The 11,112-nt window shown below is 70.4% G+C and carries 8 protein-coding genes and 1 tRNA gene; 2 read left to right on the top strand and 7 right to left on the bottom strand.

Annotation, left to right across the window (positions count from 1 at the left end):
- Positions 1 to 162: 162 nt before the first annotated feature.
- Positions 163 to 236: transfer RNA gene (locus tag PV363_RS11750), tRNA-Met, on the bottom strand.
- Positions 237 to 251: 15 nt separating this feature from the next.
- The gene (locus tag PV363_RS11745; protein WP_301022411.1) at positions 252 to 1,568 is read right to left on the bottom strand and encodes a chloride channel protein; all 1,317 of its coding nucleotides are present in this window, start codon (positions 1,566 to 1,568) and stop codon (positions 252 to 254) included.
- A gap of 160 nt (positions 1,569 to 1,728) precedes the next feature.
- Between PV363_RS11745 and PV363_RS11740 the strand changes: the two genes are divergently transcribed.
- On the top strand, positions 1,729 to 4,593 hold the full coding sequence (locus PV363_RS11740; RefSeq protein ID WP_301022410.1) for an FAD/NAD(P)-binding protein: 2,865 nt from the start codon (positions 1,729 to 1,731) through the stop codon (positions 4,591 to 4,593).
- A 72-nt stretch (positions 4,594 to 4,665) separates the two neighbouring features.
- On the opposite strand, the gene PV363_RS11735 is transcribed toward PV363_RS11740, so the two are convergent.
- The 5 genes from PV363_RS11735 to PV363_RS11715 are packed head-to-tail and all read right to left on the bottom strand — an operon-like array spanning position 4,666 to position 9,985.
- On the bottom strand, positions 4,666 to 7,605 hold the full coding sequence (locus tag PV363_RS11735; protein ID WP_301022409.1) for a UPF0182 family protein: 2,940 nt from the start codon (positions 7,603 to 7,605) through the stop codon (positions 4,666 to 4,668).
- A gap of 60 nt (positions 7,606 to 7,665) precedes the next feature.
- Positions 7,666 to 8,187: a PPA1309 family protein gene (locus PV363_RS11730; RefSeq protein WP_220343939.1), complete on the bottom strand. Its 522-nt coding sequence runs from the start codon at positions 8,185 to 8,187 to the stop codon at positions 7,666 to 7,668.
- Positions 8,178 to 9,227 (bottom strand): PDZ domain-containing protein, encoded by a 1,050-nt coding sequence (locus tag PV363_RS11725; RefSeq protein WP_220366035.1) that lies wholly within the window; start codon positions 9,225 to 9,227, stop codon positions 8,178 to 8,180. Before PV363_RS11725 ends, PV363_RS11730 begins: the two co-directional genes overlap by 10 nt.
- 10 nt (positions 9,228 to 9,237) lie before the next feature.
- On the bottom strand, positions 9,238 to 9,501 hold the full coding sequence (locus tag PV363_RS11720; protein ID WP_220343961.1) for a hypothetical protein: 264 nt from the start codon (positions 9,499 to 9,501) through the stop codon (positions 9,238 to 9,240).
- Positions 9,502 to 9,559: 58 nt separating this feature from the next.
- On the bottom strand, positions 9,560 to 9,985 hold the full coding sequence (locus PV363_RS11715; RefSeq protein WP_220343937.1) for a molybdenum cofactor biosynthesis protein MoaE: 426 nt from the start codon (positions 9,983 to 9,985) through the stop codon (positions 9,560 to 9,562).
- 47 nt (positions 9,986 to 10,032) lie between these two features.
- On the opposite strand from PV363_RS11715, the gene PV363_RS11710 reads away from it, so the two are divergent.
- Positions 10,033 to 11,112: zinc-dependent metalloprotease (locus tag PV363_RS11710; RefSeq protein WP_301022408.1), on the top strand; the 1,080-nt coding region annotated here is incomplete at its 3' end.

Raw genomic sequence — 11,112 nt, 5'->3', positions numbered from 1 at the left:
TGGCGGCGAGCTCATCACGATCGCTCTCGATTCGACGGTGACCTGGGACGAGAGCTAGAGCCGAGCCGCGAGGAGCGCTTCACATCCACCACGCCCGTGTGGCATACATCAGAGGCGGTCCCAGATCTGTCTGGAACCGCCTCTGACCTGCTCAATCTCTTGTAGCGGGGGCAGGATTTGAACCTGCGACCTCTGGGTTATGAGCCCAGCGAGCTACCGAGCTGCTCCACCCCGCGTCGGCACACAGAACATTACCGGACCTCTCCCCCAGACCCAAACCCAGGCTGCCTCGCGGCTGCGTGCCGGGATGCCCGGGCCTGCACCATCGCGGCGAGCACGCCGGAGCCCGTGACCGCGATGTACGAGGTGAGCACCGCGACCGCGACCGGCACCGTCTGCAGCGCTCCCAGGTCCATCATGAGCGCCGCCAGTAGCACCAGAGTGAACGGCGCGGCGACGATGGCACCGGGCAGCGCGGCGAAGACGCAGCTGAACGTGAGGGCGAGCGGGACGTCCGGCACGATCAGGTGGATCGCGTACCCGTACGTCCCTCCGAGGAACAGCATCGGGAAGAACGGGCCCCCGATGAATCCCGTCTCCATACAGACGGAGAAGGCCACCATCTTGGCCAGCACGATGACGAGGAGGAAGCCGGCTCCGAGCGCCGACCCGGACTCGGCCACCGTGTGGAGCTGGTGGCTCCCGGTGAACAGCGTCAGCGGAAGCGCGACGGCGATGAGGCCGAACGCCAGCCCGCCCGCCACCGGGCGCAGGACGGTCTTCCCTTCCAGACGGGCGGCCAGCCGACGGACGATCCCTGTGAGGACCGCCAGCACCAGGGCGCCGAGCGCAGCGGCCAGGCCGAGACCCACGGCCGCCAGGAGGTGCCAGTCCTTGTAGGCGTAGGACGGGACGTCGTAGAGGCCGAGGAACGTCGTCCCCGCGATCGGGTAGAACACCGCGAAGCACACCGTCGCCGACGCCAGCGACCCGAACACAGCATGGGTGAAGCGGCGACGGTGCGGCTTGGCGAGCTCCAGGACGAGCAGCGTCGCCACCATCGGCACCGCGAGCAGCCCGCCGTACGCGGCCGAGATGCCGGTGAGCGTCGTCGCCTTCTGCATGTCCTCGTCGGTACGCCGTCGGCCGACCCAGGTGCCCAGTCCTCCGCCCATCGACCCGAGCGCCGCCTCCGGGCCCAGGCTCGCACCGCCGACGAGGGACACCGACGACACGGCGACCGTCCCGAGAACGCTGGCAGGCTCGACGTGCTCCTTCTCCAGCTCGTCGGTCAGACCGGGCTGGTGTTCGGGCATCCGCAGGACGTGACGGAGCAGACCGACGACGAGACCGGTCCCGACGGTGACCGCGATCCACCACCAGTGACCACCCCACCAGCCCTGCGACGTCGGATCGCCCCAGAAGTCTCCAGTCTCGACCACGAAGAGGAAGGCGAGGCCGGCGAAGGCCATCACCACTCCGAACACGACCGCGTCCCGGATCAGCACCCAGAACTCCCGCGACCGCGCGAGCGGGGCGAGTTGCAGCTCACCGCTCGTGTCGGCCATCGCCCCGCCTCTCGTGCGTCGGCCGCAACGTATCGCCCGAAGGAGCGAGCGGCGACCGGAATGCGGCGACGGCGACCGGCACCAGCGGGTGGCGCACCGTCGAATCCAACTTGGTCACTACACTTACCCGAGTCAGCGCCGCACTCGACGAGGAGACACCGTGACGACCACGCCCCGCACCCGCCCGACCGTCGCGATCGTCGGTGCCGGTGCCGCCGGCACGCTCGTCGCGCTGCACCTCGTCCGTACAGCGGGACGCCGCTCGACCGGCGTGGACGTGATCCTCCTCGACCCCGCCGACCGGTGGGGTCGAGGCCCTTCCTTCGGCACGCTCGACGACCAGCACCTCCTCAACGTCCCCGCCGCCGGCATGAGCGCGCTCCCCGAGGACCCCGCGCACTTCGTCGCGTGGCGCACCCACGAGGACCCCGAGAACGGCAGCGACCCGGCGACCTTCGCACGCCGTCGCGAGTACGCCCGCTATCTCGACGAGACCTTGACGGAGACCCTTCAAGGCCCGCCCGGGGAGTTCGCCGCGGTGCGGCACGTCCGCTCGCGCGCCGTCGGCCTGCGCCGTACCGGGTCCGGGGTCGTCGTCGCCACGAGCGACGGCCGAGACGTGGCTGCGGACGCCGCCGTGGTGGCGACGGGACTCCCCGCCGCTGGGCACGCGTGGGCGCCGGAGGCCCTGCGCGGCTCGGCCTTCTTCGTCCCCGACCCGTGGGCCCCCGGCGCGCTCGACCCCGTACGCCGCGACCGCTCGGGTCCCGGCGACGTCCTGCTGGTCGGGACCGGACTCACGATGGTCGACGTGACCTTGTCCCTCACCGACGCGAGCAACCGGCCGGACCGTGTCGTGCGCGCGATCTCACGCAACGCGCGCCTTCCTCGTGCGCACGTCACCGGGCTCAAGCTCGCCGCGATCCCCGACGTCTCCGACTGGGGCAGCTCCCTCGCCGAGATCCGCGAGCACGTCGTCCAGCACCTTCAGGCGGTCGAGCGCGACGGAGGCGACTGGCGCCCCGGCGTCGACGGGCTCCGGTTCCGGATCTCCACGCTCTGGGGACGGCTGAACGACGAGGACCGCGCCGAGTTCCTGGCCTCGGACGCCGGTGCCTGGAATGTCCTGCGCCACCGGATGCCGCCCTCGAGTGCCACGCTCGTGGAGGGCATGCGCGAGGCGGGCCGCCTCGTTCTGTCACCCGGGTCGGTCGTGGACGCCGAGCCGCTCCCACGCGGCGGTCTGCGCGTGACGGTCGCGGATCGCTCCAGCGACGAGCGCGACGCGGTGGAGACGACGCACGACGTCGGCTGGGTCGTGAACTGTACGGGCCCGCAGGGCGACATCCGGCTGCTCGGCGACCCCTTCCTCGACGACCTCCTCCGCCCTCGAGGTGGCGCATCGAGCGCGGTCGTGTCGACCGCGGGCATGGGATTCCGCACCGACGGGGGCCGCTTGATCGACTCCGAGGGTCGTGCCGACGCACCGGTGTGGACCCTCGGCGCACTGCGGCGGGGCGAGCTCTGGGAGTCGACGGCTGTGCCTGAGATCCGGAGCCAGGCCCTCGCCGTCGCCACCGGCGTCCTCGACGCGATCGCCCCGCTCCCCCGACGTCTTGCCGACGGTCGTGTCGTGAGCGGCCATCACCCCGCCGCTCGCCCGCGCGACCCGCTCGGACTGCCGATCTCGACGACGGCCGAGGCCGCGACGGCGTACAACGCGGGCCTCGAGCGCCTCATGCGCCTCCAGGACGACGCGGACGCCCCGCTCCGCGAAGCGGTCGCGCTCGACCCCGGCTTCGCGCTGGGGCACGCGACCCTTGCCCTGCTGGGCCATGAGGCGGGAGCCGACGCGGACGTGCAGGCGTCGCTGGACGCAGCGCGCGAGGCCGTGCGCCAGCGGGGCGACGAGCGCGAGCGCAGCCTCGTCGACGTCGTCGGACAGCGGGTCAAGGACGTCCGCAACAAGGGCGCCCGGGCGCTGATGAACCACATCGCGGCGCACCCGCGAGACATCCTCGCCGTCTCCGCCGCGGTGCCGACGATCGCGTTCTCCGGCGTCACCGACGTGCAGCAGGAAGCGTGGGACCTGGTCGAGGGACTGGCCCCTGCCTACGGCGACCACTGGTGGTACATCTCGTTGCTCGCCTTCACCCGTCAGGACCAGAGCCGGTTCGAGGAGGCAGGGCTGCTGGCCGAGAGCGCGCTCTCGTGCGAGCCTTCCTCGGGCCACGCCGTGCACGCCCAGACCCACGTCATGTACGAGACCGGGCAGCACGAGGCCGGTCGGGTCTGGCTCGACCACTGGGTCAACGAGAGCGGTCGGTCCGCCAGCCACCGTGCGCACTTCTCCTGGCACGCGGCCCTGCACGAGCTCGCGATCGGCGACACCGAGGCCGTACGCCGCCGCTACTACTCGCAGCTCGCTCCACCGACCGTCACCGGAGTTCGTGCTCTCGTGGACTCCGCCTCACTCCTGTGGCGCTGGCAGCTGACCACGTCCGGCTGGGACGCTGCGGTCGCCCACGGCGTCCCGGGGGCAACGGGGACTGCCTTCGTCGGCGAGACCGCTCCGCCGCCGGTCGCGCCGGTGATCGACGCCGCCGGGTCGGTGCTGGTCGACGCTCCGGAAACACCGTTCGTGGCCCTCCACTCCGCCATCGCGCTCGCCACCTCCGGTGACACCGCTCGGCTCGCGGCGCTCGCCCGGCACTGCCGCGGCTCGCGCGACGTGACCATCAGGACCGTCGTGGCGACGGTGTGCGACGCGCTCCTCCGCGCGGGCGAGGAGCGCTGGGACGATGCCGTGACACTGCTGGAGGACACGCTGCCGGTGCTCGCGCAGGTCGGCGGATCGGCGGCGCAGCGCGAGGTCGTCGAGGAGACGCTGCTGTTCTGCCTCGTCAACGCGGGTCATGCCGAGCGAGCGGGTGCCGTGCTCGACGCCCGGCTCGACCGCCGCGAGTCCCCTCTCGACGCCCGGCGTCGCGACTCGCTGGTCCTCCGCACGACCGTCGCCGGCTGACTTCATGCCGGGCGCCGCGCCCCCCGGTGGGTGGTATCGGCTCGCTGCCGTGTTCGATCGACGGGCGCTGACTCAGCCGCCGTCAGGGGTGGGTGTCGGAGTCGCCGGTGTGGCACCCACCTGCGCACGCACGCGGCCCAGGATCTCCGCCATCTTCTCGACCTGGGTCTGGTACTCGCCGAGGTTGCCCTTCTCGAGCGCCTGCTGTGCGGCGTCGTAGGCCGCGTCGGCCTGCTGGAGCAGCTGCTCGACACTCTGCGGTGTCGGCGACGTTCCTCCGTCGCCTCCGTCGGCCTGGTCCGTCGGCGGCGGGGCGCCCTCGATGCCGAGGGCGACGCGCAGAGCCTCGTCGAGGTTCTGGCCGAAGCCGATCCCCTCGCCGAACGACGCGATGACGAACTGCAGGACGGGATACGAGCCCTCGGTCGCGCTGCGTCGGATGTAGACCGGTTGGACGTACAGCAGTCCCTCGCCGACCGGCAGCGTCAACAGGTTGCCGAAGAGCACCTTCGTGCCGGCCGACTTGTACGGCAGCAACGCCGACGACACCCTGCTGTCGGCCTCGAACCGGTTGGCGATCTGGTTGGGGCCGTCCACCGTGGAGGCAGAACCCAGCTGCAAGATCTGGATCTTGCCGTAGTTCTCGGTGTCGCTCGCCTCGGAGTTCACCGACACGAACGAGGCGAGGTTCTGGCGGTTGTTGGGCAGGTAGACGCTGGTCAGCGAGAACCGCGAGTCCTCCTCGCCCGGGCGCTGGATCGACAGGTAGTAGGGCGGCTGGAGCGACCCCTTGGCCGTCGGGTCCTCCGGGATCTTCCAGCGCTCGCCACCCTCGTAGAAGGTCTGCGGGTCGGTCACGTGGTACGCGCCGAGGATGTTGCGCTGCACCTTGAACATGTCGACCGGGTAGCGGACGTGCGCGAGCAGGTCGGGCGAGATCTCCGACTTCGGCTTGACCGTGTCGGGGAAGACCTTCATCCAGGTCTTGAGCACCGGGTCCTCGGTGTCCCACTGGTAGAGGTCGACCGACCCGTCGTACGCGTCCACCACGCCCTTGACGGCGTTGCGCATGTAGTTGACCTGGTCCGATGGCAGAACCGCCTGCGCACCGGTGCCGGTCAGCGTGTCCGAGGTCGCCTCGTCGAGCGAGACCTTCTCGGAGTAGGGGTAGTTGTCGCTCGTGGTGTAGCCGTCGACGATCCACACGACGCGGCCGTCCACGACCGCCGGGTACGGGTCGCCGTCGATCGTGAGCCACGGCGCCACCTTGGCGACCCGGTCACGCGGGTGCCGGTCGTACAGGATCTTGGAGTTCTCGTTGACGCGGTTCGAGAGCACGATGTTGGGCTCGCTGAACTTCACCGCGTAGAGCAGCTTGTTGAACGCGCTGCCGATGTCGACGCCACCCTTGCCGTCGTACGTGTTCTGGGTGACGTTCTCGGCCGGTGACTCGCCCGCGGCCTCCTCCTCCTCGGCGGTCGTGCCGTTGCCGCGCGGGATGTCGACCTCGATCGGCTTTGCATTCTTCTTGGGGCGTCCGACGATGGAGTACGAGGGAGAGTTCTCGCCGAAGTAGATCCGCGGCTGCTTGTCGAGCTTGAGCTCGCCGACCGGGGGGATGTCGCGCTCGACCCAGACGGGCTCGCCCTGCGAGCCGCGCTGGTTGCCCTGGGCTGCGATCACGCCGTAGCCGTGGGTGTAGACGGTGTGGTCGTTGGCCCAGTTGCGCTGGTTCTCCGGCAGACCGTCGAGGTTGAGCTCGCGCGCCGCGATCACGATGTCCTGCGGGTTGTCGGTGCCCTCGAGCTGGTAGCGGTCGACGTCCAGCGTGGGCGGCACGCTGTAGTAGCCGCGGACCTGCTGGAGCTGCTCGAACGCTGGAGACACCAGCGTCGGATCGAGCAGGCGCGTGCTCACGCGCGACTCCGCCGACTCGGTCAGCTGCTGGGGCGTCAGCTCGGTCTGCGCGTTGTAGTTCTGCTTCTCGACCCCCGCGATCCCGAACGCGTCCCGCGTGGCGGTGATGTTCTTCGCGATGTAGGGGGCTTCCTTGTCAGGCTCGGACGGCTTGACCTGGAAGGACTGCATGATCGCCGGCCAGATGCCGCCGATCAGCACCGAGGTCAGCACGAGGAGCGCCAGGCTGATGCCGGGGAGGAGCCAGTTGTGCCAGATCGCGTTGGCGAAGAAGAGCAGCGCGCACAGCAGCGACACCGCCATCAAGATGTTCTTGCTGGGGATGCGCGCGTTGGCGTCGGTGTAGGTGATGCCGGTCAGCAGGTTGCCGCTGTCGACCGAGAACCCGAAGCGGTCCAGCCAGTAGGCGAACGCCTTCAGCAGCATGATCAGGCCGATGAGGATCGACAGGTGGGTCTGCGTGGCCCGGGAGATCTTGCGGTTCTTGCCCGAGAACGCGATGCCGCCGTAGATGTAGTAGACGACCGCCACCGCGATGACCGAGACGATCAGCAGCGCGAATCCGAAGCCGGTGAGGAAGCGCAGCCACGGGTAGTCGAAGACGAAGAACGAGATGTCGCGGCCGAAGGTCTCGTCGTTCTTGCCGAACGGCGTCGCGTTGCGCCACATCAGGAACGTCCGCCACTGCCCCGCGGCCGAGGAGCCGGCGAAGACCAGCAGGAGGATGCCCAGGCCGATCAGCGCCACCTTGCGCAGCGGGTGGATGGCCTCGCGGTAGCGGACCACCGGGTCGTTGGGGCGCACCGGACCTGGAGTCTTGGGACGCGACCGGTAGGCGAGCCAGACGTTGAGGACCACCACGCCGGCGAACAGCGCGCCGAACACGACGAACATCAGCACCCGCGTGCTCAGCATCGTCGCGAAGACCGAGCCGTAGTCGACCGACCGGAACCAGAGGCGATCGGTCCACACACCCGTGAAGATGGCACCGAGGAACAGCAGCGCCACGAGCGTGATGATGGTGGGAATCAGGACACGTCGTCCCTGTCGTCCGACCTCGGGTCGAGGTCGGGCAGCGGCGGATCCTTCGCTCACAGCTCTCCTTCAGTAGTCGTGCTCGAGGCACAACAGTCTTCGGACTGCAAGTGTGACAGGTCAGTCCAGCAGGGTCTGTCGCAGCATCGAGACCAGGCCGGGGACCAGATCGGGCCCCTCGGCGAGCTCGTCGCTGCCGCGCACGTCCACGATGCAGTGCGCCTGGCCGTCCCTCGTCACCGCGACGGTCAGACGGACCTCCTGGCGATCGGGGTGCTCGGCGACGAAGTCGGACACGGTCGACTCGTCGTCGGGCAGAGACTCCTCGGCGTCTGGAGGCAGCATGAGGCGCTCCAGCACCACGGCGGTGCCGTCGACCTGCGGCGGCCACACGATCTCGGTGACGAAGTCCTCGAACGAGCGCTCTGCGGGCAGGTCGTCCTGCTCCACCGCGGTGAACGAGTCGTCCACGTCGTCGGGCCCGATCCCGAGCTCACGGGCCAGCGCGGGCTCGTCCGCGGCCAGCGCGGCCGTGCGCACCAGGGCGTACAGGCGTGGGGGCGCGTCCCACCCGGCCGCCTGCGCCACCTCGGCGATCTCGAGGGCGGTCTCTCTCAGGGCGTTCGTGGGTGTCAGCTGCATGTGGGAACCGTGGCCTTCGGGTCGTCGGAGAGCTTGTCGAGCGCGTCGACGGCATCGGCGAGCTTCTTGACACGCACCAGGCGCATGTCGAAGTCGTCGGACGCCGCCGCTTCGGCGCAGTTGCCGTCGGGGACGAGGAACACCTTCGCCCCCGCAGACGACGCGCCGGCGAGCTTTTGCTGGATCCCGCCGATCGGGCCGACCGCGCCGGCGGCGTCGATGGTGCCCGTGCCGGCGATCGTCGTGCCGTCGGTCAGGTCACCGGGGGTGAGCATGTCGTACAGCGCGAGGGCGAAGACGAGGCCGGCGCTCGGCCCGCCGATCGACTCGCCCAGGTTGTTGGCGATGGGGAACGGCAGCTCGACATCGGTGCCGAGGCTGACCCCGATGCGCGCCTTGCTCGGGTCGTCGGGGGCTGCCTCGGACCTCACCTTGACGGTCTGGTCCGACGCGTCGCGCCGGATGCCGAGAGTGATGACGGCGCCGGGCCGCGCGGACGACACGAGCTTGACCGCCTGGTCGGTGCCGGTCACCTTCTGACCGTCGACGCTGACCAGCACGTCGTCGACCTTGAGGACGTCGGCCGAGGGGCCGTCCTCGGAGACCGCAGCGATCTCGACGACCGACGCGACGTCGTACCCGGCCTGGGTGAGCGCCGCAGCCTCGGAGGTCAGCTTGGAGCTGGCCATCTGCGCGGCGTTCTCCTGCCGCGACTCCTCCGCGGTCTGGTCCTTCGGATAGACGAGGTCGCGCGGAACCACGGCCTCCTCGGGGTTGAAGTAGGCGATGAACGCCTGCGGGAGGCTCACGCGCGAGTCGGCACGCGTCACCGACACCGTCGTCAGGCGGATCTGACCATCGGTCGGGTAGGTCTTGGCGTCCTCGATCTCCAGGACCGGTTTGCCGTCGTAGTCGCCCAGCACGTCGACGGTCGGCCCGGGGCGCATCGTCACGTACGGGACGGGGAGCAGCAGAGCGACCGCGACCAGGGTCAGCACGAGGAGCCCGGCCGAAGCCAGGGTAGAGGTCCGGCGGCTCATCGGGGCGTGCTCACCGGCCTGACTCGGGCTTGGCACGACGGACGACGACGCCGCTGGGCGGCTGGGGCGACTGCCGGGCGTGGACCGCGGCCGGCAGCGGCCGCTGGACGGCGTCGCTGAACCGCGCGTACGCGGGATCACCGGGGCCCCAGGAGCGGGCCGAACGATCGACGCCGTGCGACGCGTCCGCACCCCGACGCCCGTACCACGCCGCCCACAGCATCGCGAGCGCGGTGACGGCGAGAGGCACCGCCAACCACAGCAGGATCTTCACGCCACCAGTCTAGGCGGCTCGGCCGCACCCCGGTCGAGCGAGCGCAGCGAGTCGGGACCTAGGGACTCCCCACCCACTCGTCGCTCCCGTCCTCGAAGAGCTGGTGCTTCCAGATCGGCACCTCGGCCTTCAGCCGCTCGACCAGCGCACGGCTGACCTCGTACGCCGCCGGCCGGTGGGGTGCCGCCACCGCTGTCACGACCGCGAGGTCGCCGATGTCGAGGTCGCCGACGCGGTGCACCACCGCAACTCCCCGTACGCCGGTGCCCCCCGAGACCTCCTCGGCGATCGCGCGCAGCACCGGGAGGACCCGGGAGTGCGCCGAGTACGCAAGGCCCTCGACCCCCTTGTCGCCGTCGTGGTCGCGCACCGCCCCGACGAAGAGCACGACGGCGCCGGCGCCGGCGTCGGCCACCGCCTCGTACACCTCGGAGATGTCCAGGGGCTCGTCACGCACGTCGACCAGACGGACCACATCGCTCATGGCGAACAAGACTAGGGCGGTTCGAGCCTCACGGGTACGTTGGAACCATGCCTGATGAGCCCGAGCGCACCCCTGACGACATGCCCGACGACCCGGAGGGCACCTCCAGCGGGGGCGACCAGGGGCCCGACCACGGCATCGGCTTCGGCAAGGTGCCCGGCCCGTCCCAGGGCGGCACGGGCTCACCGTCTGGCGACAACCCGTTCGCGGGCACCCCGATGGAGGGCCTCTTCGGCCCCTTCGGGCAGATGTTCGGCGGGACCGGCGGTGGGCAGATGCCCGACATGAACCTCCTGATGCAGCAGATGCAACGCATGTTCGCCCCGCACGACGGCGCGGTCAACTGGGAGCTCGCGACCGACGTCGCCCGCCGTACGGTGGCGGCCTCTCCCGACCCGTCGCCGCTGCGCACCGAGTCATCCGCTGTGGACGATGCGATGCGACTCGCGGAGGTCTGGCTGGACACCGCGACCGACATCCCCGCCGCCGCCATGCGCTCGGCTGCATGGAGTCGGTCGGAGTGGGTGGAGTCGACGATGCCCACTTGGCGGGCGATGGTGGAGCCGATCGCCGAGCATGTGGTCGCGGCGATGTCGAACGCCCTGCCCGAGGAGGCCAAGGCGATGGCCGGCCCGCTCGTGGGCATCCTCAACCAGGCCGGCGGCGCCATGTTCGGCTCGCAGGTCGGCCAGGCGATCGGGACGCTCGCGACCGAGGTCCTCGCGACCACCGATGTCGGCCTCCCCCTCGGTCCGTCGGGTGTGTCCGCCCTTCTCCCCGCCAACGTCCGCGCGTTCGGCGAGGGTCTGGACCAGACCGACACCGACGTGTTCCTCTACGTGGCCCTGCGCGAGTGCGCGCACCAGCGGCTCTTCGCCCACGCGCCGTGGCTGCGGGGGCGCCTGCTGTCGACGATCGAGGAGTACGGCCGCGGGACGAGCATCGACGTCTCCTCGATCGAGGAGAAGATGCGCGGTCTCGACCCGACCAACCTCGCGTCCGCCCAGGAGGCGCTCGAGGGTGGACTGTTCGAGCCCGAGCGCACCCCGCAGCAGCAGGCGGTGCTCAACCGGCTCGAGGCGCTGCTCGCGTTCATCGAGGGGTGGGTCGACGAGGTCGTCACCCAG

Origin of the sequence: Mumia sp. (assembly GCF_028803055.1) — a bacterium.
In the GTDB taxonomy this organism is placed as follows: Bacteria; Actinomycetota; Actinomycetes; order Propionibacteriales; family Nocardioidaceae; genus Mumia.
The sequence above is the reverse complement of the archived record's forward strand: the minus strand, read 5'-3'. Positions and strand labels throughout refer to the sequence as shown.

Coding starts and splice junctions, on each gene's coding strand:
- PV363_RS11745 (WP_301022411.1), bottom strand. CDS start 1,568: ATGGCCGACACGAGCGGTGAGCTGCAACTCGCCCCGCTCGCGCGGTCG.
- PV363_RS11730 (WP_220343939.1), bottom strand. CDS start 8,187: ATGCAGCTGACACCCACGAACGCCCTGAGAGAGACCGCCCTCGAGATC.
- PV363_RS11725 (WP_220366035.1), bottom strand. CDS start 9,227: ATGAGCCGCCGGACCTCTACCCTGGCTTCGGCCGGGCTCCTCGTGCTG.
- PV363_RS11715 (WP_220343937.1), bottom strand. CDS start 9,985: ATGAGCGATGTGGTCCGTCTGGTCGACGTGCGTGACGAGCCCCTGGAC.